Source organism: Acinetobacter sp. YH12116 (assembly GCF_013418895.1).
Classification (GTDB): Bacteria; Pseudomonadota; Gammaproteobacteria; order Pseudomonadales; family Moraxellaceae; genus Acinetobacter; species Acinetobacter indicus.
In genome coordinates this window covers 1-24,677 of record NZ_VPBE01000020.1, presented here as the reverse complement: position 1 = coordinate 24,677, position 24,677 = coordinate 1, and the positions used below count along the sequence as shown (strand labels likewise).

The 24,677-nt window shown below is 45.1% G+C and carries 25 protein-coding genes and 1 pseudogene; 15 read left to right on the top strand and 11 right to left on the bottom strand.

Going from position 1 to position 24,677, the window contains the following annotated elements; all coding sequences use genetic code 11:
* Positions 1–25: 25 nt before the first annotated feature.
* On the bottom strand, positions 26–1,204 hold the full coding sequence (locus FTU54_RS11555; RefSeq protein ID WP_180074778.1) for an NAD(P)/FAD-dependent oxidoreductase: 1,179 nt from the start codon (positions 1,202–1,204) through the stop codon (positions 26–28).
* 77 nt (positions 1,205–1,281) lie between these two features.
* Positions 1,282–1,446, bottom strand: a complete 165-nt coding sequence (rubA, locus tag FTU54_RS11550) for a rubredoxin RubA (protein WP_005179369.1) — start codon at positions 1,444–1,446, stop codon at positions 1,282–1,284.
* A gap of 504 nt (positions 1,447–1,950) precedes the next feature.
* On the opposite strand from rubA, the gene FTU54_RS11545 reads away from it, so the two are divergent.
* A complete protein-coding gene (locus FTU54_RS11545) occupies positions 1,951–2,493 on the top strand; it encodes an adenine phosphoribosyltransferase (RefSeq protein WP_005179368.1) in 543 nt (180 codons plus the stop codon).
* A 53-nt stretch (positions 2,494–2,546) separates the two neighbouring features.
* Here FTU54_RS11545 and FTU54_RS11540 read toward each other — a convergent pair whose 3' ends face one another.
* A complete protein-coding gene (locus tag FTU54_RS11540) occupies positions 2,547–3,053 on the bottom strand; it encodes a YqiA/YcfP family alpha/beta fold hydrolase (RefSeq protein ID WP_168384305.1) in 507 nt (168 codons plus the stop codon).
* Positions 3,054–3,309: 256 nt separating this feature from the next.
* On the opposite strand from FTU54_RS11540, the gene lysS reads away from it, so the two are divergent.
* Positions 3,310–4,836, top strand: a complete 1,527-nt coding sequence (gene lysS / locus FTU54_RS11535) for a lysine--tRNA ligase (protein ID WP_005179355.1) — start codon at positions 3,310–3,312, stop codon at positions 4,834–4,836.
* A 94-nt stretch (positions 4,837–4,930) separates the two neighbouring features.
* Here lysS and FTU54_RS11530 read toward each other — a convergent pair whose 3' ends face one another.
* Complete coding sequence (locus FTU54_RS11530) at positions 4,931–5,473, bottom strand: hypothetical protein (protein ID WP_180074777.1); 543 nt, start codon at positions 5,471–5,473, stop codon at positions 4,931–4,933.
* A 324-nt stretch (positions 5,474–5,797) separates the two neighbouring features.
* On the opposite strand from FTU54_RS11530, the gene cysD reads away from it, so the two are divergent.
* From cysD to FTU54_RS15315, 3 genes and pseudogenes are all read left to right on the top strand, one after another.
* Positions 5,798–6,712: a sulfate adenylyltransferase subunit CysD gene (gene cysD, locus FTU54_RS11525; protein WP_005179347.1), complete on the top strand. Its 915-nt coding sequence runs from the start codon at positions 5,798–5,800 to the stop codon at positions 6,710–6,712.
* A gap of 99 nt (positions 6,713–6,811) precedes the next feature.
* Complete coding sequence (cysN, locus tag FTU54_RS11520; RefSeq protein WP_168381860.1) at positions 6,812–8,425, top strand: sulfate adenylyltransferase subunit CysN; 1,614 nt, start codon at positions 6,812–6,814, stop codon at positions 8,423–8,425.
* A 142-nt stretch (positions 8,426–8,567) separates the two neighbouring features.
* Positions 8,568–8,840 (top strand): annotated as a pseudogene (locus FTU54_RS15315) (hypothetical protein).
* A gap of 70 nt (positions 8,841–8,910) precedes the next feature.
* On the opposite strand, the gene FTU54_RS11515 reads toward FTU54_RS15315, so the two are convergent.
* Positions 8,911–9,255, bottom strand: a complete 345-nt coding sequence (locus FTU54_RS11515) for a co-chaperone YbbN (protein ID WP_005179334.1) — start codon at positions 9,253–9,255, stop codon at positions 8,911–8,913.
* A gap of 130 nt (positions 9,256–9,385) precedes the next feature.
* Here FTU54_RS11515 and FTU54_RS11510 point away from each other — a divergent pair, with 130 nt between their 5' ends.
* The 4 genes from FTU54_RS11510 (at position 9,386) to FTU54_RS11495 (ending at position 12,487) form a co-directional block, all read left to right on the top strand.
* Positions 9,386–10,378, top strand: a complete 993-nt coding sequence (locus FTU54_RS11510; protein WP_168384307.1) for an NAD(P)H-quinone oxidoreductase — start codon at positions 9,386–9,388, stop codon at positions 10,376–10,378.
* A gap of 224 nt (positions 10,379–10,602) precedes the next feature.
* Positions 10,603–10,773 (top strand): hypothetical protein, encoded by a 171-nt coding sequence (locus tag FTU54_RS11505; protein WP_005179332.1) that lies wholly within the window; start codon positions 10,603–10,605, stop codon positions 10,771–10,773.
* A 169-nt stretch (positions 10,774–10,942) separates the two neighbouring features.
* Positions 10,943–11,839, top strand: a complete 897-nt coding sequence (locus FTU54_RS11500) for a YafY family protein (protein ID WP_005179331.1) — start codon at positions 10,943–10,945, stop codon at positions 11,837–11,839.
* 141 nt (positions 11,840–11,980) lie between these two features.
* Positions 11,981–12,487 carry a hypothetical protein gene (locus tag FTU54_RS11495; RefSeq protein WP_180074776.1) on the top strand — a complete coding sequence of 169 codons (507 nt, stop codon included), beginning with the start codon at positions 11,981–11,983 and terminating at the stop codon, positions 12,485–12,487.
* A 74-nt stretch (positions 12,488–12,561) separates the two neighbouring features.
* On the opposite strand, the gene FTU54_RS11490 is transcribed toward FTU54_RS11495, so the two are convergent.
* Positions 12,562–13,878 carry a hemolysin family protein gene (locus FTU54_RS11490; RefSeq protein WP_005179329.1) on the bottom strand — a complete coding sequence of 439 codons (1,317 nt, stop codon included), beginning with the start codon at positions 13,876–13,878 and terminating at the stop codon, positions 12,562–12,564.
* A 124-nt stretch (positions 13,879–14,002) separates the two neighbouring features.
* On the bottom strand, positions 14,003–14,992 hold the full coding sequence (locus tag FTU54_RS11485; protein ID WP_005179328.1) for a LysR family transcriptional regulator: 990 nt from the start codon (positions 14,990–14,992) through the stop codon (positions 14,003–14,005).
* Positions 14,993–15,629: 637 nt separating this feature from the next.
* On the opposite strand from FTU54_RS11485, the gene FTU54_RS11480 reads away from it, so the two are divergent.
* Complete coding sequence (locus FTU54_RS11480) at positions 15,630–17,231, top strand: isocitrate lyase (protein ID WP_005179327.1); 1,602 nt, start codon at positions 15,630–15,632, stop codon at positions 17,229–17,231.
* 143 nt (positions 17,232–17,374) lie between these two features.
* Here the strand turns inward: FTU54_RS11480 and FTU54_RS11475 are convergent, their stop codons facing one another.
* Positions 17,375–18,139: a copper resistance protein NlpE N-terminal domain-containing protein gene (locus FTU54_RS11475; RefSeq protein WP_180074775.1), complete on the bottom strand. Its 765-nt coding sequence runs from the start codon at positions 18,137–18,139 to the stop codon at positions 17,375–17,377.
* Between the two features lie 178 nt (positions 18,140–18,317).
* Entirely contained in the window at positions 18,318–18,782 is a 465-nt protein-coding gene (locus tag FTU54_RS11470; RefSeq protein ID WP_180074774.1) for a copper resistance protein NlpE, read from the bottom strand.
* 264 nt (positions 18,783–19,046) lie between these two features.
* On the opposite strand from FTU54_RS11470, the gene FTU54_RS11465 reads away from it, so the two are divergent.
* Positions 19,047–19,640, top strand: coding sequence for a 1-acyl-sn-glycerol-3-phosphate acyltransferase (locus FTU54_RS11465; RefSeq protein WP_180074773.1), 594 nt, complete (start codon positions 19,047–19,049; stop codon positions 19,638–19,640).
* Between the two features lie 144 nt (positions 19,641–19,784).
* Here the strand turns inward: FTU54_RS11465 and FTU54_RS11460 are convergent, their stop codons facing one another.
* Together FTU54_RS11460 and FTU54_RS11455 are read right to left on the bottom strand one after the other, a co-directional pair.
* The gene (locus tag FTU54_RS11460) at positions 19,785–20,117 is read right to left on the bottom strand and encodes a hypothetical protein (protein WP_177155898.1); all 333 of its coding nucleotides are present in this window, start codon (positions 20,115–20,117) and stop codon (positions 19,785–19,787) included.
* Between the two features lie 124 nt (positions 20,118–20,241).
* Positions 20,242–21,003, bottom strand: coding sequence for a 3-oxoacyl-ACP reductase (locus FTU54_RS11455; RefSeq protein ID WP_075174975.1), 762 nt, complete (start codon positions 21,001–21,003; stop codon positions 20,242–20,244).
* A 143-nt stretch (positions 21,004–21,146) separates the two neighbouring features.
* On the opposite strand from FTU54_RS11455, the gene FTU54_RS11450 reads away from it, so the two are divergent.
* The 4 genes from FTU54_RS11450 (at position 21,147) to ureC (ending at position 24,511) form a co-directional block, all read left to right on the top strand.
* Positions 21,147–22,022, top strand: a complete 876-nt coding sequence (locus tag FTU54_RS11450; RefSeq protein ID WP_168390715.1) for an urease accessory protein UreD — start codon at positions 21,147–21,149, stop codon at positions 22,020–22,022.
* A 155-nt stretch (positions 22,023–22,177) separates the two neighbouring features.
* Complete coding sequence (gene ureA, locus FTU54_RS11445) at positions 22,178–22,480, top strand: urease subunit gamma (RefSeq protein ID WP_045796076.1); 303 nt, start codon at positions 22,178–22,180, stop codon at positions 22,478–22,480.
* A 9-nt stretch (positions 22,481–22,489) separates the two neighbouring features.
* Complete coding sequence (locus FTU54_RS11440; RefSeq protein ID WP_075167067.1) at positions 22,490–22,798, top strand: urease subunit beta; 309 nt, start codon at positions 22,490–22,492, stop codon at positions 22,796–22,798.
* Positions 22,799–22,810: 12 nt separating this feature from the next.
* Entirely contained in the window at positions 22,811–24,511 is a 1,701-nt protein-coding gene (gene ureC / locus FTU54_RS11435) for an urease subunit alpha (RefSeq protein WP_180074772.1), read from the top strand.
* The last annotated feature ends 166 nt before the right edge of the window (positions 24,512–24,677 follow it).

Here is a 24,677-nt window from a genome sequence, read left to right as displayed (position 1 = left end):
CGCGCACCCCTGATGGATTAAAGCGCTAAACTGCCGCTGGAATCAAGTCAGGAACAAGTTTACTTAAAGCCAGGCGCTGTTTGCCGGCTGTTGGCCCGAGCAGCACAAAGCCGCGTAAGGTGGCAGTGCTGTCAAAGGCTTTGGCAATCATGCCATCGTCCAGTTCTTCATTTTGCCAGGTCACTTCCACATCTACCGGGGCCGGTAACACCGTTAATGGTGCCGCCGGGGTTTTCACTGCAACCGGCATAGCCGGGTAGTGCACTTGTGTGGTTTCACCATTTAAGGTTTTGGCCAGGGCACGTGCCTGCTGCATGATTGGCATGACATACGGCAATAAAGTCCCGTTGACTTCAGCGCAGTCGCCCACTGCATAAATATCAGCCAGGTTGGTTTCCAGTAAGCCATTGGTGAGCACGCCGCGACTGGTATGAATGCCGGCTTCTTTGGCTAAAGTGATATTCGGCTGTAAACCGACGGCGGATAGCACCACATCGGCACTCAGGCTACGGCCATCGGCCAGTGTCACCAGATAATCACCCTTATCCAGTTTCGATACTTTATCGACCGTGGTGCCCAAGACAAAATGAATCCCAGTTTCTTCCAGGTTCTGTTTAAATGCAGTGGCAATAAATTCAGGCAATAAACGGCCCAGCGGTTGAGGTGCCAGATCAATCACCGTGACTTGATGCTCGGTATTTTGCAGGTCATTGGCAAATTCACAGCCAATCAGGCCTGCGCCTAAAATCACCACACGTTTATCCTGACGCGCTGCCAGCTGTTCGCGGAAGGCTTTATAGTCATTTAAATTATTGACCACGTGAATATCATCACTGCCATCGCCAGAAATGGCCAGACGAATCGGGTTGGCACCGACTGCCAGTACCAGTTTGGCATAGGCTTGCTGGCTTTCGACGCCATCTTTCTCTAAAGTCAGCAGATGCTGCTCGGCATCAATGGCTTTAACCCAGGTATGCGCTTCAATGCGCATATTCAGCTGCACGGCCATTTTCGCTGCATCCCCCAGCGCAATCTGTTCGGGTGCTTTTTTGCCGGCCAGGGCATTGGAGAGGGTAGGTTTTGCATAGTTGATTGCATCATCTGCGCAAATCATGACCAGTTCCTGTTCAGGGTTCAGTTTGCGAAATTCACGGGCGACTGTATAGCCAGCCATACCAGAACCAATGATGACAATCGGATGCATTATTTTCTCCATAAAAGGTTGAGCATAAGTTTCAAGACATAAAAAAAGACCATGCAGTTATGGTCTTCGAGGCGTACTTAGATTTCGACCATTTCAAAATCGACTTTAGATACGCCACAGTCCGGGCAGGTCCAGTCATCTGGAATATCTTCCCATTTGGTGCCCGCGACGATGCCATCTTGCGGCCAGCCTTCTGCCTCGTCATAAATCCATCCACAAACGATGCATTGATACTTTTTCATTTGACTCTCCAAAAGCCGATCTTCAATAAACCTGACCGGCAAAAAATTCCCTAACCAGCATGACTCAGTTGATATGATTTTAACACTTCATATTCGCTTAAATTTTTACGCAGTTATGAGGTTAAAGTAAAGTAAATATCGGAGTCTAATGCTTCATTTCTAAAGCTGAATGGCTAAGAAGGACAAAATTTATCTTTAAAATCTCAAACATTGCATAGTGTCGGACAATATGCACACTAAAAACCAGCGCAAATCTTTTCAAAATATATGAGAGATCACCTAAATTTCGACTAAAGTCGGACAGCTATTTTTGCTTAAATAGGCTATTCTATAATTAGGATAATCTATATTGGTTATTTAGTATAAAAATACCAATAATAAAAACAATGATTTACTAATTTTAATCGGGTTTTATTTAAACCTGAAGGGCTGACTTTGGCTGGTCTTCGTGGTCAAGACGCTGTAAAATTCACCTATTCTTTTTAATCTCTCTCCGATCTCCTTATGAGCAAGCTGTCTACAACGTTGTGGTCTCACATTCGTACTGTCCAAAACTTTCCTAAAGCCGGTATTTGTTTTTATGACTTGACCCCTTTATTCATGAAAAATATTGGTCCGTTGACAGATGCTTTAATTGAAAGTATTCCTGCAGAAAAACTGGCTGAAGTAGATAGCTTTATTGCGGTAGAAGCACGTGGTTTTGTGCTGGCCAGCCTGTTGGCACAGCGTACTGGCAAGGGCTTATTGCTGGTGCGTAAAGCCGGTAAATTACCACCACCGGTAGTAGGTGTGGGGTATAGCCTGGAATATGGTCTGGACCGTCTGGAAATGGCGGCGGATGTCACCGGTCAGAAAGTTATTATTGTGGATGATGTTTTAGCGACTGGCGGTACCTTAAAAGCAGTGAAACAACTGGCAGAAAAATGTCAGCATGAAATTCTGGGTGCGAGCATTTTCCTGGATTTACCAGATTTACACGCAGATTTGGGTCTGAACATCTGGTCGGTACTGGATGAACGCTCTAAGCCGGTGGAAGCAGTGGCTTAAGTCTGAGCACTACCCTGTAAAACATAGAAAGCCTTGCCGAGTGCAAGGCTTTTTTATTTGTGCAGTGATTGCTGTTCCAGTTGCCAGATTAAAGGATTGATATTTTCAGGACACACCAGCCGATGATGACCGCCTTTAAAAGCATGAATTGGCATGTAATTTTCCAGCTGGGTTTGTACCCAGTGCATGTCCAGCTGTTCATCGCCGAGTTCCAGATAGGCCAGCTGTGGAATATCATGGTTCAGTTCCTGTTCGGAAATCTGCGGATAGTCCGGTCGGAAGTCGGGTTGTAAACTCGGGTTGGCAATGACGCAGGGAATACCATGCAGCGCCGACATCTTTAAGGCCCAATAGCCGCCGAGGCTATGTCCGACAATAATTTCAGGCTGGATTTTAACAATAATATCGTTATAGAAACTGGCCACCGTCTGGTAGTTCAGATTGCGATAATCCACGGTAATACAGTATTTTTTATCTGCGCAGATGGCATGAAACTTACTCGATTCACGTGAGGAATCCAGCCCATGCAGAAATAGGATTTTCGAGGTGCATCTATTCATTGTTTTCATTCACACTCAAGCGTCTATTGAATAGTTGAAAAGTTCCCTTTTCAATTAATTTCTCCTGCTTATTGTAAGAGTGGTGGCGCAAGAAAGAAGTTAGCTATTGGTCTAACAGTTCAGCAAAAGGCGAGGTGCTGTTTAGCAGAGGTTTAGAAAATGAAAAAAATGGCTTAGGATTCAGCAGAGCATACGAAAAGCCAAATAAATCTGCTATGCTATTGCACTTCATTTTTTAGTAATTTTCGAGGCAGAGATGACGCAACCAAACGCTCAGTCGACTTCTGAACCCACTATTTCCGAAAACGATTTAATTGCACAGCGTCATGCCAAGTTAAAGCAAATCCAAGAAAAGGCTCAGGAAAGCAACAGCAGCCCATGGCCGAACACCTTCAAGCGTGAACATTACGCGCAAGATTTACAAGAACAGTTTGCCGACAAATCTAAAGAAGAAATTGAAGGCGGCGATAAGGTGTATGTGTCGGTGGCTGGCCGTGTCATGCTCAACCGTGGTTCGTTTATCGTAATTCAGGACATGACGGGTCGTATCCAGCTGTATGTGGCCCGTAAAGAACTTAGCCCTGAAACCTTGGAAACCATTAAAGGTTTGGACCTGGGCGATATTATTGCTGTTAAAGGTTATATCGGCCGTTCAGGCAAAGGCGATTTATATGTGCATATCGAGCACTTTGAATTGCTGACCAAATCGCTGCGTCCATTACCAGACAAGTTCCATGGCCTGACCGATACTGAAGTGAAGTATCGTAAGCGTTATCTGGACCTGATTGTAAACGAAGAAACCCGTAAGACTTTTGAAATTCGTGCCAAAGTGGTATCGGGCATCCGTGCGTTTTTAACTGAAAAACGTTTCATGGAAGTCGAAACCCCAATGATGCACGTGATTCCAGGTGGTGCATCGGCGCGTCCATTTGAAACCCATCACAATGCGCTGGATATGCCATTATTCCTGCGTATTGCGCCAGAACTTTATTTAAAACGTTTGGTGGTGGGCGGTTTTGAACGCGTGTTCGAAATTAACCGTAACTTCCGTAACGAAGGTGTATCGACCCGTCATAACCCGGAATTCACCATGATTGAATTCTATCAGGCTTATGCAGACTACAAAGATTTGATGGAACTGACCGAGCAGATGCTGGAGAAACTGGCCATCGACATCTTGGGTTCGACCGATGTGCCGTATGGCGATGAAGTGTATAGCTTCAAAGGTCCGTTCAAGAAAATCTCGATGTTTGATGCGATTCTTGAGCACAACCCGCAATTCACGCCTGAAAACGTCAATGACCGTGAATTTCTGGCCAACTTCGTACAAAACGAACTGAAAGAGCAGGTAAAACCGGGCTTTGGTTTAGGCAAGCTGCAAACCATCGTGTTTGAAGAAACGGTTGAAACTCAACTGCGTCAGCCAACCTTCATTACTGAATACCCAGCAGAAACCTCACCGCTGGCTCGCCGTAATGATGAGAACCCGCACATCACTGACCGTTTTGAATTCTTCATTGGTGGTCGTGAGCTGGCAAACGGCTTCTCAGAGTTAAATGATCCAATTGATCAGGCGGAGCGTTTCCAGGCACAGGTGGCTGAGAAAGATGCTGGTGATGATGAAGCGATGCACTACGATGCAGACTTCGTTGAAGCACTGGAATATGGCTTGCCACCTACAGCAGGTGAAGGGATCGGGATTGACCGTCTGGTGATGTTATTCGCCAATGCACCAAGTATACGTGATGTGATTTTGTTCCCGCATATGCGTCACAAGAACTAAAATCTGCTAAATCAAATAACCCGCGAATCTCGCGGGTTATTTTTTTGTTTGAGTATCATCAAGCTATACGTAAAGCACAGATCAGAAGAATCGCTTAGATTAAACTGGTCTGAATACGCACTTTCATGTTCAGGCTTTGCTGCACAATAAAGGATTTCATCCACTGCACCTGTTCACCCATTGGATTGGTTTTGACTGCGGTGTCGAGGAAGGCCAGTTCCGGGCGCTTGAACAGTTGCTGTTCAATGGCCTGTTCCAGCTGGCTTGAGGTGGAGGCCAGTGGCATGCTGACCAGATAAAAGGCCTTTGGATAATTATAAAAGGCATACATCAGGTTAAAGGCTTTCTGGTCACCTGTTAAATTGCCGGCACCAATTTCATAACCGCGATCCTGATTACTGTGGGTCAGACCAATCAAAAACTCGATATTATGGTCCGAAAGTCGTAGACCAAATTGCAGCCCGATCTGATCGGCACTGAACTCGTGCTGGACAAAGGTATTTAGTGCAGAACCATCTTCATCAAACGCTTCCTGCAACACCAGCATGTGCTGCTGATGCTGATACAGAAAGCCGGCAAGCTGCGCCTGTTCCAGCTGGGCTTTTAAGGTGGCTAAATCGTAATGACTATAAGGCATGGGAGCAATCAGAAAAAATTAAAATTTGTTTTATTTTAGGTGTTTCACTTGGAAAATGAAGCGATCTATTAGAGCTTTTAACAATAACTCAATAGATAGAAGTGAGCATAAAAACGGCGACTGGAAAATAGTGATCAGGCTAAAAATAAGCGATGCTGTGCAGGGTATGAGTAAACTTTGATAGCAATATCAGTAATCCTGTATATGACGTTTTTGCATATTAATATAATAAAACAAGCAATAGTACAGATAACTAAATCTCTATAATGAATATAAATTTTATAAAGTGTAATAAGTACACGTTGATTTAAGCTGGTGTTGTCCATGTCATTAAATGAGGAAAGACTTACTCATCTGAAACAGCTTGAAGCTGAGAGTATTCATATCATCCGTGAAGTTGCTGCCGAGTTTGAAAATCCGGTTATGCTGTACTCGATTGGTAAAGATTCTGCGGTGATGCTGCATCTTGCCTTGAAAGCCTTCTATCCTGCAAAACTTCCATTCCCTCTGTTACATGTCGATACAGGCTGGAAATTCAAAGATATGATTGAATTCCGCGACAACATGGCCAAGAAACATGGTTTTGATCTGATTGTGCATCAGAACCAGGAAGGCCGTGACGCCGGAATCAATCCATTTGATCATGGTAGCTCAAAATACACCGACATCATGAAAACCCAGGGGCTGAAACAGGCTCTGGACAAATACGGTTTTGATGCTGCATTTGGTGGTGCGCGCCGTGACGAAGAAAAATCACGTGCCAAAGAACGTGTCTATTCTTTCCGTGATTCCAAACACCGTTGGGACCCGAAAAACCAGCGTCCAGAACTGTGGAACCTTTATAACGGTAAGGTCAACAAAGGCGAAAGCATTCGTGTGTTCCCATTGTCGAACTGGACCGAGCTGGACATCTGGCAATACATTTATCTCGAGCAGATTCCAATTGTTCCATTGTACTTTGCTGCTGAACGTCCAGTGGTAGAACGTAGTGGTACACTCATTATGGTTGATGATGAGCGTATGCGTTTACATGAAGGCGAAGTGCCACAAATGAAATCGGTACGTTTCCGTACACTTGGTTGTTACCCACTGACCGGTGCAGTTGAGTCAGGCGCAGATACCTTGCCCGAAATTATTCAGGAAATGTTGCTGGCCACCAGCTCGGAACGTCAGGGTCGTATGATTGACCATGATGAAGCCGGCTCGATGGAGAAGAAGAAGCAAGAGGGCTACTTCTAATTTCTCCCGACTTCTCTTTCTAAAGAGAGAAAATTTCCCCTAGGTAAAAGGGGGGAGGGAGATTAAACCGGTTTCTAAAGAATTTGTGGAGTTTGAGCAATGTCTCATCAATCAGAACTCATTAGCCAAGATATTTTGGCCTATTTAAAACAGCACGAAAATAAAGACTTATTGCGTTTCCTGACCTGCGGTAACGTCGATGATGGTAAATCGACCTTAATTGGTCGTCTGCTTTATGATTCAAAACTGATTTATGAAGATCAGTTGCAAGCGGTAACCCGTGACTCGAAAAAAGTCGGGACGACAGGGGATGCACCTGACCTGGCTTTACTGGTCGATGGCCTGCAGGCAGAACGTGAGCAGGGTATTACCATTGATGTGGCGTATCGCTATTTCTCGACTGAAAAGCGTAAGTTCATCATTGCCGATACCCCGGGACATGAGCAATATACCCGTAACATGGCCACTGGTGCATCAACTGCGGATCTGGCGATTATTTTAATTGATGCACGTTATGGCGTGCAGACCCAAACCCGTCGTCATACCTTTATTGCCAGCCTGCTGGGTATTAAGAACATTATTGTTGCGATCAACAAAATGGACCTGGTGGAATTCTCTGAAGCGCGCTTTAATGAAATTCAGGCGCAATATAACGAGTTCGTGAACCAGCTTGGTGACCGTAAACCGGCCAATATCATTTTCACGCCAATTTCTGCCCTGAATGGCGATAACGTGGTGAACAAGTCGGCCAATACTCCGTGGTACAGCGGCGAAACTTTGATGGAAACGCTGGAAAACGTGGAAATTAGCCGGACTTCAGGTAAAAACGAATTCCGCTTCCCGGTGCAATATGTCAACCGTCCAAACCTCGACTTCCGTGGTTTTGCTGGCACCATTGCTTCGGGCGACATCCGTGTGGGTGATGAAATTGTCGCGTTGCCATCAGGCAAACGTTCTACCGTCAAAGACATTGTAACTTTTGATGGCAATTTGGAACGTGCTTTTGCCGGTCAGGCGGTTACCCTTACCCTGAATGATGAAATTGATATTTCACGCGGTAACCTGCTGGTCAAAGCGGGCGATCAACCGGAAATTTCACGTTCTGCACGCGCAACTGTGGTGTGGATGAATGATCAGCCACTGGTCAAAGGCAAGCTGTACAACATTAAGCTGGGTACACAAACTGTTCCTGCCAAAATTGCTGAGATTAACTACCGTGTAAACGTGAATACGCTGGAAAAAACCCAGGTAGAGCAGCTGGAACTGAACGCGATTGCTGATGTTCAGATCGAGTTTGATGCGCCAGTGGTATTTGACCGTTATCAGGACAGCCGTTATACCGGCTCGTTTATTTTCATTGACCGTTTAAGCAACGTGACCGTTGGTGCGGGTATGGTGGAAGCGGCGGTAGAATGGACCGCACATGATGAACCTGTGACTGCGGAAGATCGTGCTGCCCGTTTAGGTCAAAAACCTGCTGCGGTGACTGTCACTGCACAAGCACTGGAAAATGCACAAGCGCTGGAAAGCCTGCTGATTCAGCAAGGTGTAGTTGCAATTGTAAAAGCGGGTCTGAATGCTGCTCAAGTGGCATTACTTCGTGAAACTGGTGTTGTGGTGGTCACCGATGTTGCTGAAGGCACTGACGTAAGCTATGGCACCGAAGCCGTTGAAGAACTGGCTGAGAAAATTGTGGAGCTGGTTCGTCTATAAGACTGGGCTGGTTAAAGAAAACCTACCGCAAGGTGGGTTTTTTTATGGCTTTTAGATTCTTGGTGGGACTGCTGTGTCTATTTCAAACTTAATGATCTACGCGAATATTCTTACTCTATACAATCTGGTGTAGAGCGGGAAGATACACAAGATTTTATTTATATTGCGCTTATGTTTGGCTGTGCCAGTAGAGTTCAGGCAGAGCAATCAAAGTGTGGTTACGATTAAATGACGAATAATTGAAAAATCCATCGAGAGTGATCAGGAGAATTTTCAATCTGCTTATCATAGTGCAAAAAATAGCAGTCGCTGCGCTAAGCATAGTGCTGATCATCGTGTAGGCGGATATGCGCCGCTATGTTATCCGGAAGATGTGAGTGATCGAATGGTAAAGGAATATAAAGGGTGTAGTTAATTAAAGGCTCCGTATTTTAGATAGCGAGCTAAAGGAAATATTTTTGTTGGATTTAGTTTTATATGGATAATCATTCATAAGAATCATTGAGGATTAAGGCCAGAATAGATTTCATCTCTGTCAGACTTTTGACCCCTGCAATTCTGTGGATGATCTGTCCCTGCTTGAAAATCAGGGTCGAAGGTAATCCATAGACATGATAACGCAGGGTGAGAATAGGAGATTGATCGACATTGATCTTGCCAAATTTAATCTCTGGCTGATGGTGGGCATAATAGCCGGCCAGTTCGGCAAACACCGGAAAATTCTGTACGCAGGGTGCACACCAGTCTGCATAAAAGCGGATCACGGCAAAGCCATCAAACCATTCAAATTCACTGTAATTATTTTCGTTATAGTCGATGACTTGGGTCATGGCTCACCTGAGTTATCAATCTGCGAAATATACATCTCATTATACATAAGTCCGGCTTGGCTTCATTCCGTCATTTATCTATGTTCAAATAGAGCACAGAAAACTTGCACTGAACAATTAAGGAAAATCCATGTCACAAGCGACGATGCAGCAGGTCATTATTACAGAACCAGGCGGCCCGGAAAAACTGGCCTATGAAAGTGTGGCTATTCCGACACCAGCAGCCAATGAGGTGCTGGTTAAGGTTCATGCCTTTGGTTTAAACCGCCCGGATATCTTGCAGCGCCAAGGCCTTTATCCAATGCCGAAAGGGGTGACGCCTGTGCCGGGGCTGGAAGTGGCAGGTGAAGTGGTAGCGGTAGGCGCAGAGGTCAGCAAATTTAAAGTCGGCGATAAAGTTTGTGGCCTGACCAATGGCGGTGGCTATGCAGAATACTGCGTGGTTCCAGAAAGCCAGACCCTGACTATGCCTGAAGGCTTGAGTTTTGTACAGGCTGCGGCTATTCCAGAAACCTTCTTTACCGTATGGGCCAACGTGTTCCAGATGGGGCAAGCCAAGGCTGGCGAAACAGTACTGGTCCATGGGGGTAGCAGCGGTATTGGCACCACAGCGCTGATGTTATGTAATGCGCTGGGCATGAAAACCTTTGCCACTGTCGGTTCAGATGAAAAAGTTGCAGCTATTTCACACCTGACCACCGCCATTAACTACAAGACGCAAGATTTTGAGCAGGTGATTAATGAACAGACCGACAACGGCGGCGTCGATGTTATTTTAGATATCGTTGGTGCACCTTATCTGGAACGTAACCTGAACCTGTTACGCCGTGATGGTCGTCTGGTTTATATCGCGTTCTTGGGCGGTGCCAAAGCCAAAGATGTGAAACTTGGCCCGATTATGATGAAGCGCCTGACCATTACCGGTTCAACCATGCGTGCGCGTAATACTGCAGAAAAAGCTGAAATTGCCCAAGGCTTGCAAGACACAGTGTGGCCATTATTGAGCAAAGGTGAATGTCTGCCGATGATTTTTAAAACCTTTAAATTTGATCAGATCCAGGAAGCGCATGCGGCCATGGATACCGGTGATCATATTGGCAAGGTTGTGGTAGAAATTATTTAATTCGGCATCTAAAAAAGACCGGCTATAGCCGGTCTTTTTTATGCTTATTTCAAGTTAGTACATTGATGTTTATTACTTAAACTGTACAAGTTTTACTAAAAATTAATATATATGTGATGTATTTGACACAACCTGTCGAAACTGTGTTGTACATTAGCCCACATACAAAAAAGACATCATAAAAATAAACTGGATATTTCAATGAAGAGACAGAGGGCAGAATCATGAGAATTTCATCTACAGCATATACCACCACCCAGAATATACGTGCTTTAAGGCGCATTCATCGGGCTATTATCCGTCAAAAAATAGGTCTGGCAGATATCCACCGGGTGTATAGTGCCATGCTGCATTTAGAGCGTTATGTGGATCGCCTGGATCAGAATAAGCCTTAAGTCTAAGCTGAATGCAGTCTTGTGATACGTATTTTGATTTACTTTTAACGTAAATGTATTTAAAGTTTTGGTCTAATTATTTATATGATTTTTTATTTAATAAATTTTAATTTACGGTTGTTTAATTGATAGAAAAAACAGTGCCTTAAAACAGCACCATGAGGGTATCATGAAGTGTGTTACTTCAACACATGAACGACTGGCTGAACGGCTGGTCAGTATTTTAACCAAACTCAATGTAGGGCATCAGCTGAGTATTCCGGAACTGGCCCAGGAATTTAAAGTCAGCACCCGCACCATTGAACGTGACTTTGATCGGCTGAATGCCTATCTACCTTTATTGCAGGACAAACGCAGCAAAAAATACTATCTTGATGCTTCCTATTTGGGACGGTTTAAACTTCAGGATATCCAGAACTTTGCCCAGTTGTCGGGCATTAGCGATCTTTATCCCTCGCTGGATATTTCGTTCCTACGTGAGCTGATGGATCATCGTGCCAATCTGGTGTTTTCCGCCAAAGGTTATGATTATGAAGACAGTAGCCAATATGCCGAACATTTTAAAACCCTGACCCAAGCCATTCAGCAGCGTCAGTACATTGGCTTTGTCTATAAAAACAAGTCCCGTCGGGTGCAGCCTTATCGCCTGATTCATCATCATGGTAACTGGTATCTGGCTGCGGTGCATTCGGATACCTTAAAAGTGTATCGCCTGAGCCTGATTGAGCAGATTGAACTCAGCTATGAACTGGACCCGTTTGAGCATGATCCGGCTATTCTGCAACAGTTGGAAGATGAAGAAGGTATCTGGTTTGGTCATGAACAGCAGGAAGTACATTTATCGGTTGCGGCAGATGCCGCGCTGTATTTTAAACAGCGCCGGCTGTTTCCAAAGCAGCAGATCCTGGAAGAAAAGCCGTGTGGCAGCCTGCTGATTTCCTGCCAGATTCGCCATCATATTCAGCTTTATCCGCTGGTGCGCTACTGGATTCCCTATGTCAAAATTGTAGCGCCGCTGCATTTACAAACCGAGCTGGAGCAGAGCCTTAGCCATTATCTGCATTAATTCGTGTTGTGGGTGTACATTTGAGTTTTGATGACCATTAAAATTGGCCCCCTTATTCCTGTCATAATTGCTACGGAATCTGTCGAGCTTTAAGCGAAATTATGCGAAAATAGTCTTTTACTTTTTGCCCAAGGCTATTTCATGATTGACCAGTCTCCTGAATCTTTAAGCGATATTGAAATTATAGACATCCTTCAGAGTATGAAGAATGATGTGCTCAATAGCGAAGCCAAAGAGATTATCCGCAAAGGTGGAAAAGTGGGACGTCAGGAAGCGCATAAACAGGCCTTGGTGGCATTGCATCAATCTTTTGAAGAAAAATTTGTTGAAGCGGTGACGCTGGCATTGAGCCTAAATGAAGCCCAAGCCAAAAAAATCCGCTATAAAAAAGACCGGATTCGTATTTTAAATGCCCGTCAGATTGATTATCTGGCCATTGATGGCGCAGAAACCGCCCAGGTACTGGCACAAATTGCACAAGCTATTGTCCGTGAAGATGCGATTGTGACCCATGACCTGCACAATATTTTCCCGTTCTGGAAAGAAGGCTGGCCAATGGTGCAGTTCGACAGCGCCTATAAAATTCTGGAAGATGACATTGCCATTCACTATCAGGCGGTGCTGGATGAATTGCTGCGTCAGTTTTAAGTGAATTGCTGCATGAAAAAAACCTTCTAGAGTCTAGAAGGTTTTTTTATCGCTCTTGATTAGAGAAAGATAGATTATTCCTGTTCCGGCGGTTGGTTATTTTCCAGTAAACGTGTCACCAACAGCTGGTCAATTTTAAAATGATCGACATCGACCACTTCAAATTTATAACCGCCATATAACACGGTATCGGCTGGACGCGGAATCTTGCGCAGTTGATACATCATAAAACCGGCCAGAGTTTCATAGTTTTCTTCATCGGGCATCTCTTCAATTTCAAGCGCATGTTTCATGTCTTCAATTGGAGTACTGCCATCAATCAGCCATGAATTATTATCACGTTTAATAATCTGCTGTTCTTCTTCAATAGGGGTTACCCAGTCGCCCATTACGGTAATCATAATATCGGACAGGGTAATGACGCCGACCACCAGTGCATATTCATTAATCACCACCGCAAATTTTTCTTTGGTTGAGCGGAAGCGGTCCAGCACTTCAGACAGAGTCAGGGTATCGGGAATGGTGAGTACATTACGAATGGTTGATTCATTCAGCTGGTTAATTTTCTGGTTATTTAGAATCCGTACCAGAATATCTTTGGCATCAACATAGCCAATCACCTGATCAATATTCTCATTACAGACCAGAAATTTGGAATAGGGGAACTCGGCCAGTTTCTGGCGAATACTGTCTTCGGCTTCATTCAGGGTAAAGTACACCACATTTTCACGCGTGGTCATGCTGGACGGGACATTACGTTCTTCCAGTTCAAACACGTTTTCAATAAAGTGATGTTCCTGTTTTTGCAACACACCCGCTTGGGCTCCGGCATCCATCACTGCGGAAATATCATCAAAGGTAATATTGTCATCGCGGATGGTATTGACCTTAAACAGCCGGAACAGCATATTGGCGATGGCATTAATAAACCAGGCCAGCGGTTTGCAGACGGTAATAAATACCTGCACCGGATTGATCACAGAAATAGAAATTTTCTCTGGTGCAATCATGGCCAGGCGTTTCGGCATCAGGTCGGCGAACAGAATAAATAAAGAGGTGACCAAGGTAAAAGACAGCGCAAAGCTGAGGGTTTCGGCCCACGGTCCGGTATAGAAACGGGTGACAAAATCGTAGAAATACGGGCGAAAAGCACCTTCACCCAAAATACCGCCTAAAATGGCAATCGCATTCAAGCCAATTTGCGAGGCGGCAAAAAAGTCTGCCGAGTTTTCCTGTAAATCCAGCACTTTTTGCGCACGTTCATCTCCGGCTTCAGCCAGAATTTTTAATTTGACCTTACGCGCACCGGCCAGAGCGATCTCGGTCAGTGATAAAAAACCTGCTCCTGCAATCAGTATGAAAATAATAACAATGTTCTGGAAGAGGCTCACGAATCCACCTGCGGATTTTTATTCTGAATATTTTTAACGTCAAAAACATCGAGTAGTGCACCGGGCACTACTCATGTTCATCTTAGTATAAGCTTTAAAAAGAGAGATTTATGAGCGTTTTTTGTCAAAATTGAGAAAATTGTGAGTTATTCATTAAAAACTCACGGTTTTCTTCTTCAATCATTTGACGGGCCACATACAGAATCAGCTGACGTAACCAGCGATGCGCCGGATGATGATGCAGTAACGGACACCAGGCCATCTTCAATTCAAATTCCGGAATATAAAACGGCGGGTCTTTAATCAGCAGATTCTGGCTTTTGGCCTGTAAACGGGCAATTCGGGTCGGTAAGGTGGCCACCAGATCCACATTGGATGCCAAGAGTGCCGGCATCTGATAATGACGGGTAAAGACTGAAATCTTGCGTTTTTGACCAATCCGCTCCAGTGCCTGATCAATCCAGCCTAATCCGGCCTGTTTTTCAGGATTAACGCCAAAGCCAACGCCCATACCGGTTTTAGAGACCCAGATATGCTGTGCATCTAAATAGCTTTTTAGGTTCAGGTTGCCGGCCGCCGGGTGTTTCTGATTGAGTAGACAGGAAAAACTGTCACGCCAGACCAGTACCTGGTGGAAACTTTGCGGAATTTCATTAAAGCGGTTGATGGCTAGGTCTACCTTGCCTTGTTCCATGTCACGATAGGAGACATCACTTGGGGTCAGAAAGTCGAGCACCACATTTGGCGCTTCAGAACGCAAGGCTTTGACCAGACGCGGCACCAGAGTGGCTTCGGCATAGTCTGAAGTCATAATCCGGAATACGCGATTGGAGGTATACGGGCGGAACTCGGTACGGGGTTCCAGAATCATGGATAAATCGGACAGGGCATCACGAATACGCGGTTGTAATTCAAGTGCGCGTTCGGTCGGGGTCATCCCTTCAGATGAACGGATGAGCAGGGGATCATTAAATAAGTTACGTAGACGACGTAAAATGTTACTCATGGCGGGTTGGGTAACGCCCAATTGTTCAGCTGCTCGAGTGACATTTTTTTCGCGAAGTAATACGTCCAGGTAAATTAGTAGGTTGAGATCGACCCGCTCCAGATTCATAAAAAAAATACCGAAAATAAACCCAAGAAATTATTTGGATTATGCCATAAGCCTGAAGGCTTGGGTAGAACAATTACCGAAAAAGCCTGTTCCCTGATCGGATCAATTCCTGCATATTTACCGGGTTTTTCGGCCCAATTCGCGCGGGGTTTAAGCGGCTTAAATCAGCGCGTGTCGGGTTGATTCAAACCTCATCGCATCCACCTGCAGAAATGCTTGAGTTGAGCGACTCAACACAAGCATGGTCTTCTTCTATTCACTGTCAGGTTGGCTCTACCAGGCTAAAAATAAGCCGGATATTGCCTTGATTTTGTACGGAAAAAGCCGTACCCGACTTAAGTATAATGAATATAAAAAAAGCAAATGGTGTGTTTTTTAATCGGTTATTTGAATTGTAAAATAAAATTTATTTAATAAAAATCAAATATTTGTTTTGTAATATAAATTTTCGGATACGACTTTGATCTACATATTTTTTAAATAAATAGTGAAGATTCTTTGAGGATATTGGATTAATTTTCTAACTCACTCTAATCTGTACTCAACACGACGAAGTGCTCTAAATCTGAACACATCCAGAGGTATGATTTTAGTCATTTCGTTGGAGAAAATCCTAAAATTAATACAGGAAAATATCATGACTACATACCAAACAGCGATTGATGCAATCCGCGAATTGAAAGCGAAATTCGGTAACACTTGGGCAGACATCAGTCCTGAAGATGCTGCGCGTATGCAGATGCAAAACCGTTTCAAAACTGGTTTAGACATTGCTAAATATACAGCTGCGATTATGCGTCGTGATATGGCTGAATACGATGCAGACAGCAGCAAGTATACTCAATCACTAGGTTGCTGGCACGGTTTCGTTGCGCAACAAAAAATGATTGCGAACAAAAAATACTTCGGTACAACCTCTAAGCGTTATATCTACCTGTCTGGCTGGATGGTTGCTGCACTTCGTTCAGAATTCGGTCCACTTCCTGACCAATCTATGCACGAAAAAACTTCTGTTCCTGCATTGATCGAAGAAATCTACACTTTCTTACGTCAAGCTGACGCAAAAGAATTAAACGATTTGTTCCGTGCACTGAAAAAAGCACAAGACGCAGGTGATACTGCTAAAGCAGCTGAAATCACTGCTCAAATCGACAACTTTGAAACTCACGTTGTGCCAATTATTGCCGACATCGACGCTGGTTTCGGTAACGAAGAAGCAACTTACTTACTTGCGAAGAAAATGATCGAAGCGGGTGCTTGTGCACTGCAAATCGAAAACCAAGTTTCTGACGCTAAACAATGTGGTCACCAAGCAGGTAAAGTAACTGTTCCACACGAAGACTTCATCGCGAAAATCCACGCGCTTCGCTATGCGTTCCTGGAAATGGGTCTTGACGACGGTATCATCGTTGCACGTACTGACTCTGAAGGCGCTGACTTGACTCAAAAAATCCCAGTGGTTAAAGAGCCAGGCGACATCGCTTCGCAATACATCAGCTACTTAGACACTCAAGAAATTGACATCTCTGAAGCGAAAGAAGACGAAATCCTGATCAAGCGTGATGGTAAATTACACCGTCCTAAGCGTTTAGCATCTGGCCTGTACCAGTTCCGTGAAGGCACTCAAATTGACCGCGTTGTACTTGACTGTGTAACCAGCTTACAAAACGGTGCTGACCTGCTTTGGATCGAAACTGCAACGCCTAACGTTGAAGAAATCGCTCACATGGTGAACCGTGTACGTGAAGTTGTGCCAAATGCGAAGCTTGTTTATAACAACTCTCCATCGTTCAACTGGACTTTAAACTTCCGTCAACAAGCGTACGACCGTTGGGTTGCTGAAGGTAAAGATGTATCTGCATACGACCGTGCTAAGTTAATGAGTGCTGAGTACGACAACACTGAATTAGCTGCTGAAGCTGACGAAAAAGTACGTACATTCCAAGCAGATGCTTCTCGTGAAGCGGGTGTATTCCATCACTTAATCACACTTCCGACTTACCACACAGCTGCTCTGTCTACTCACGAGCTTGCTCAAGGTTACTTCGGTTCTGAAGGTATGTTGGCTTATGTTGCTGGCGTACAACGTAAAGAAATCCGTGGCGGTATCGCTTGTGTGAAACACCAAGCAATGGCGGGTTCTGATATCGGTGATGACCACAAAGAAATCTTCGCTGGTGACAACGCGCTTAAAGCGGGTGACGATGCGAAAAACACAATGAACCAGTTCAACGGCTAATCGTTAGACGGTTTACAAAAAACCCTGCATCTGCAGGGTTTTTTTATGCTTGAATAAAAAGAATAAATAAGAAAGAAAAAAGAAGATCAGTACAGCAAGATAAAAAGAAACGGCAGAATAGAAAATGAAAGAAAAAAGAAAAGCTATTTCACCTTAATATAGTCCGCCACCGCATTGTCCGGATAATTAAAGCTGATTTTATTGTAGCGGGTGTGCTGGGCCGGAATAGGTTCTAAAAAGCTTTCATCAACCAGCGCGTTATATTCCTGATAGTTTTGATCGACCAGAATAATATCGCTGACTTTCAGTTTTAGCGGCTGATCTGACTGGTTATGAATACGCATATAGTAGTCATGCGCTTTGACGGTATCGGTAATATCGCGAAAGCTTAAGCTATCAATATGTTCGGCCTGAATGTCGGCATGTTTCAGCGCATTGCTGACTTCAATGGTCGCAACACGTTCCAGTTTTAGTGCTGGCTGTTTGGATGAGGCATCCACAAGTTCCAGCCCGTTTGCTGTGGGCTGCAATTGTTGAATCTGTTGATCAGTACTGATTAATTGGGCAGTCTGTTCATTGGTATAGCTGACCTGACCTTGTGTATTCTGGCTACGCTGACGGCGAGCATAGATACGGGTATCTTGCAGGCTGTAGCTCTGATCCGGATGAATCTTTAACTCAAGAATACGCTGCTGGCAATCATCACAGTCAAGGATAGCCTTGTAGTGACCGGTCAGTGGCTCCGGCTGTGGTGTCGGCGTTTCAGCAGCAGGCATCAAGCTGTCTTGTGGCTGGGTTTCGGTTTGGGCCTGGGCATTGCTCATGGTACTGCTTTTTTCAGCTTGCCCACCGCAACCACTTAAACACAAAGACAAGGTGCTAATTGCAAGAAGAGGACGAGATAACATGGCAACAGATCAATCTTTGGATAAGGTATTAAACATAAACTTTTCGGGCATATTCGCCTAGAGCAGAGGGCTAAATTGGACCGTTGTTTTGTAGCAAATTTTATCGCGGGCAAAAAACCGTTTTGAAACAAGAAAAGTCACCAAAGTGGTGACTTTTAGCGGTGCTAGATCTTGTGCTTTATTGCAGATCTTTTTGCAGACGATAACTCTGGCTGGCATCAATATTGTCGCCATTGTTGACATCGCGCGCTTCAATAAAGTTTTCACCGACAAAGAATTTACGGTTATTGGCAGCCTGATCCAGAATAATAACGGCAGGATCATTCGGGTCAAATTCAAATGTACCGGTAATTTTGGACTCCTGACCATTGGCGCGGCCTAGGAATTCCTCATTCAACTCATAAGTTTTATCCATTTTTAGCTCAAGCTCGGTTTCAATGCCTTGACAGTCGCTACACGGCAAGACCCCTTTATATTCTCCCGGCCAGTCCAGTGCGGTGGCGGCTGTATCATTGGCGCTCATGTCAGTGGCTGCGGCAGGCGAGGTGGTTTCTGCATCGCGGGCGGTTTCAGGGGTTTTATTGTTATCACAGGCGGCCAGTAACAGCGCCGTGAGGGCAAGGCTCAGAATTTTTATTTTCACCGATCAATCTCCTGACAGGACAGATAGGGTCAGCATAGCCTGATTGTAAAAATTGCCCTGTTGGGTTTCTGTGAGTATTTATTTTCAGTTTCCGGCATCCGGTTTATTTAAGAAAAACCCGAAAGATTGGCAGGAATGGCGATTGACGGTTTGGCTAATTGTATACATTTATATATTAATTGATTAAATATTCGGCAATCTGCTCTTTTTTAAATCTGTTGAGTTGTTAAACTTCGCGCAATTTTTATTGTGTGGATTGTGCTTGTGTTTGAGAAGTTGGCAGAACAGAGCTTGGGGTTGATGGGCTGGGAAATTGACAATCACTGGCCGCTGGATTTGGACCAGTGTGTGATGATTGCCGCGCCGCATACCAGTAACTGGGATGCACTATATGCACGTTTGGCGCTTAAAGCCTTGGGCGTGAATGTTCGCCTGACCATTAAAGACAGTTATATGAAGTTTCCGTTTGGGCCTTTTGTCCGTGCAATGGGCGGAATTGGCATTGACCGTCGTCCGAAGGCAGCCGGTGAGCAGCGTCCGAGCATGGTGCAGCTGATGAGTGATTTGTTCAAGCAGCATCCCAAGCTGGTGATGCTGGTTACGCCAGAAGGTACACGTGCCAAACAGGAACAGTGGAAAACCGGTTTTTACCATGTGGCAGTAACGGCTGGCGTGCCGATTGCATTGGCCTATATGGACTACGCCCAGAAAAAATGTGGGGTGGGTAAAATTGTCTATCCATCGGGAGATATGGAAAAAGACATGGCCGAAATCATGGGGTTTTATGCCAGCATTGCGGCCAAATTCCCGGAACAGTTTAGTGTCGATACCCGTTACTATGCAGAACCGGCTGAATAATCGTTCATCGTTAAAAAAAGAAGACAGGGCATCGACCCTGTCTTTTCATTTATGCACTTTCAATATCAACATTGGCCGATTGAAGCTTCTCTCTGATTGATCCGCTGTTTTGTGTGATCAAACTTCTAAATATCTAATTTTGATTTAAGGCTGTTCTGCTTTGGGGAAAATCCCGCCCAACGATTGGCAGGCTGCGGTATAAAGCTGATATTGCTGCTGCACAATTTCATCCACCGCCAGGCTGGATTGCTGTTCACCTTCCTGATATTGCTCGACATAACGGCTGGCTTTTTGCCGGGCGGCAACCAGCGCATGTTCGTGATAGCTGTTAATAGCACTATGGGTCATCAGCGTTGTTTCAATATTGTGGCATTCAAATTGCGCCAGCAATTGTTCAGCGCGTTTTAATTCTTGGGAGTTACCGAACATACAGGCGCTCAGCAGGGTACAGCAGGCCAAAGCAAACAGGGGTTTCATGTTAGCAAAATAGTGAAGAGAGGATGGACCATAGTCTAGCGAATTCAGCCCACCTCTAGCATGACAAACCGGTTTAACTGCTTAAAAATTAGTTTATTGTGATAAAAGTCACACAAAACTGCAGTTAACCTTTGACCAGACCGCCATCAACAATCAGGTTTTGCCCGGTGACTGCACGCGAATACGGTGACAGGAACATCATAATGGCAGCAGCAAATTCTTCTGGGGTGGTAACACGGCGTAGTGGCGTCGAGGCAGCAATTAAATCAAATACCGCATCTGGCGTGGCTTTGCTGGCATCGGTGGTTTGGAGCAGACCGCCAGACAACATATTCACGTTAATACCATATTGGCCCAGATCATGCGCTGCAGTACGGGTAAAGGCCAACAGTGCGGCTTTGGCGGTGGTGTAGTCATGATAAGGCACCACCGGGTTCTGCACGAGGTTAGTACCAATATTCACAATACGGCCAAATCCGGCAGTTTTCATATCCTCAAGCGCCGCTTGAGTGGTATTGAGGGCAGCCACAACAGCGCCATCAAACTGTTGCTGCATGATGGCCGGCGTCAGGTCTTCAACTTTAGGACGGGCATCACCATTAAACTCAAAGTTGATTAAGGCATTGTTGATGACACTATGAATCGTCTGACCAAAATGCGCCTTGGCTGCGGCAAAGAGAGCCTGCACTTGGGCTTTGTCAGTGACATCGGCCTGATAGGCAAAGACCTGCTCTGGATACTGTTGCACCAGTTGCTCGGCAGCAGCGGCACTGTTTAAATAATTTACCACTACACGCGCCCCTTCCGCCAATAAGGTTCGGGTAATGGCCAGGCCTAAACCGCGTGCGCCGCCAGTCACTAAAACAATTTGATCACGAATTTGCATATTGTTCACATCCTCATTCCCTATGCAGATGCACCATAGCAAGAAATGGCAGCCAGCCAAAGCGAAATCTGCGCCGATAGAAATTGGTGCAGTTATTGCTTAATGCCAGGGCATAGACTTTAAAAAGATACGAATTGAGCAAAATGAATCAGCTGGTGGCAACAGAAGTGAAGCCTGCGGTGCAATATTGGTTTGCACAGCTCGAACTTGGCTTTAAAGGCGCAAAAAATCGCACCGTATTGGAACATCGTAAACATCATGGTCCTGTTCGGGTGCAAAAAATGCTGTGGCCAGAAAAAACCGGGGTGTGCCACGCCATTATTGTGCATCCACCTGCGGGTATTGCCGGGGGCGATCATTTAACCTTTCAGATGTCGGCAGAGCAGGCGGCACATGCCTTGGTGACCACGCCGGGTGCAGGAAAATGGTACAAGACCAATCAAAAACAGGCCTTCCAACATATTGATATTACAGTTAAAGATACTTCTATTTTTGAATGGCTACCGCAAGAAACCATGCTCTTTAATGGTGCAAATGCCAATTCTGAAACCAGAGTTGTGCTGGAGGATTCTGCCAGTTTTATTGGTTGGGATATGTTGGTACTGGGCCGTCAGGCGCGCCATGAAACATTTATCGAGGGCAGTTATCAAAATCGATTTCAGCTGTACCGGAACAATAAATTACTGGTCACTGACCGTTTGAGTTTTAGTGGCAATGACCGCTGGCTCAGCTCCTGTTTGGGAATGAACGGTCATGCAGTCATGGCTAGCTTCTGGGCAGTGCCGCCAGAAAAATTCCGCTCAAAATTCTATTTAGATCAGCAGATTGATCAAATCCGTGAGCTGATTATGCGCATGGATATTAAGGTGACGTTAACCCTGCTGGATGATGTGGTGACAGCACGTTATCTGGGTGATGACGTACGCCAGTGTCATGATGCCTTTGCTGCGATACGCGCCAAGCTGCGCCGTTACTGGTTTGATTTAGATGAAGAATTTCCGAGGATTTGGCGGACATAAAGACCATTCTCCCTCCCTATGGGAGGGAGTTAGAGGGAGGGCTAATACATTGGGTTTATTACCTCTCCCTAACCCTCTCCTGAAAGCAGAGGGAATTTAATTTTTTGAGCACACATTTTGCATTACACCCTTTAGAACAAACTTAGGAACGAGATATGGAACTCAATCCCACTGAAAAAGACAAAATGCTAATTTTTACTGCGGGCTTGGTGGCCGAACGCCGTAAAGCACGTGGGCTAAAGCTGAACTATCCCGAGGCGATTGCCTATATTTCTGCCGCGTTGTTAGAAGGCGCGCGTGATGGCATGAGCGTGAGTGAGCTAATGCATTACGGCACCACATTATTAAAACGCGAAGATGTGATGGACGGTATACCGGAAATGATTGCAGAAGTACAGGTTGAAGCGACATTTCCAGATGGCTCAAAACTCGTCACTGTACATCAACCGATTGTCTAGGAGTCAAACATGATACCCGGAGAAGTGATTACCCCAGACTCAGACATTGAAATGAATGTCGGACGTCAGACCTTAAAAATGACCGTGGCAAATGCCGGTGACCGTCCGATTCAGGTCGGTTCACATTTTCATTTTTATGAGGCCAATGATGCTTTGCAATTTAACCGTGAAGCAGCGCGAGGCTATCGTCTAAATATTGCAGCAGGCACAGCGGTACGTTTTGAGCCGGGTCAAAGCCGCGATATTGAACTGGTGGCTTTAGCTGGTAAACGTGAAGTCTATGGCTTTGCCGGTCGTGTTATGGGGCCATTGGATTAAGGAAAAATTAAAATGAAAATGTCACGCCGTGCTTATGCAGAAATGTTTGGTCCAACGGTGGGTGATCGGGTTCGTTTGGCCGATACCGAACTGTTTATTGAAGTCGAACAAGACCTCACCACTTATGGTGAAGAAGTTAAATTTGGTGGTGGTAAAGTCATTCGTGATGGGATGGGGCAGTCACAACTTTTGGCTGAAGACGTTGCTGATACCGTCATTACCAATGCCTTAATTGTAGATTGGTGGGGTATTGTTAAAGCGGATGTTGGCTTAAAAAATGGTCGTATCTGGAAAATTGGTAAAGCCGGCAACCCTGATATTCAGCCAGATATTACCATTCCACTCGGTGCTGCTACTGAAGTGATTGCAGGTGAAGGGCAAATTTTAACCGCAGGCGGTGTCGATACCCATATTCACTGGATTTGTCCGCAACAGGTAGAAACTGCGCTGATGTCAGGTGTGACCACCATGATTGGTGGCGGTACAGGTCCTGCAGCAGGCACATCGGCAACGACGGTGACTCCGGGTCCTTGGCATATTTCCACCATGCTGCAAGCCATTGACGATTTACCCATGAATATTGGTTTATTGGGTAAAGGTAACCTCAGTCAGCCTGAACCGATTGCCGAGCAAATTCGTGCAGGTGTAGTGGGTTTAAAACTGCATGAAGATTGGGGCTCGACACCTGCAGCGATTGATAACTGTTTGACTGTGGCAGATGAATTTGACGTGCAAGTGGCAATTCATACCGACACTTTAAATGAAAGTGGTTTCTTGGAAGAAACGTTGGCGGCATTTAAAAACCGTACCATTCACACTTATCATACCGAAGGTGCCGGTGGTGGACATGCGCCTGATATTTTAAGAGCCATTGGTCAGCCGAATGTATTGCCATCATCCACCAATCCAACCCGTCCTTATACCATCAACACCATTGATGAACATCTGGATATGTTGATGGTCTGTCACCATTTAGATCCTGCAATTTCGGAAGATGTGGCGTTTGCGGAAAGTCGTATTCGCCGTGAAACCATTGCTGCGGAAGATATTTTGCAAGACTTAGGCGCAATTGCCATGATGTCATCGGATTCGCAAGCGATGGGGCGTGTTGGAGAAGTGGTGATACGCACATGGCAAACCGCACATAAAATGAAAGTGCAGCGTGGACCTTTAGAGGGTGACAATGCCACGCATGACAATCATCGTGTGAAGCGTTATATCGCCAAATATACGATTAACCCTGCGATTACCCATGGTTTAAGTCATGAAATTGGCTCGGTGGAAGTCGGTAAACTGGCCGATTTAGTGTTGTGGAAGCCCGCATTTTTTGGTGTAAAACCATCGATGATTATTAAAGGCGGGATGATTGCGGCAGCGCCAATGGGCGATATTAATGCGTCAATTCCAACACCGCAGCCAGTGCATTATCGTCCGATGTTTGGTGCCAATGCCCGTGGTGTGCATAACACCTGTATTACGTTTTTGTCGCAAGTGGCGATTGATGCGAGTGTGCATGAAAAGCTAGGGCTGAAAAAGTTGATTAGCCCATGTAAAGGCACACGGGATATTCAGAAGAAAGATATGAAGCTGAATACTTACTGCCCTGTGATGGAAGTTGATCCTGAAATTTATGAGGTTCGGGCGGATGGGAAATTACTGACGTGTGAACCTGCGGAAGTGTTGCCGATGGCACAGCGGTATTTTTTGTTTTAAGAATCTCCCTAAATCCCTCTTTAAAAAAGAGGGACTTTCTGTAGTGGTTTAATAAAGTTGGACACCAAATTAGGTGATAATAGATTCACCAATGAGGTGCTTATGAAACCAAGACGTACATTTACTCCAGAGTTTAAAGTTGAAGCTGCTAGCCTTGTACTCGATC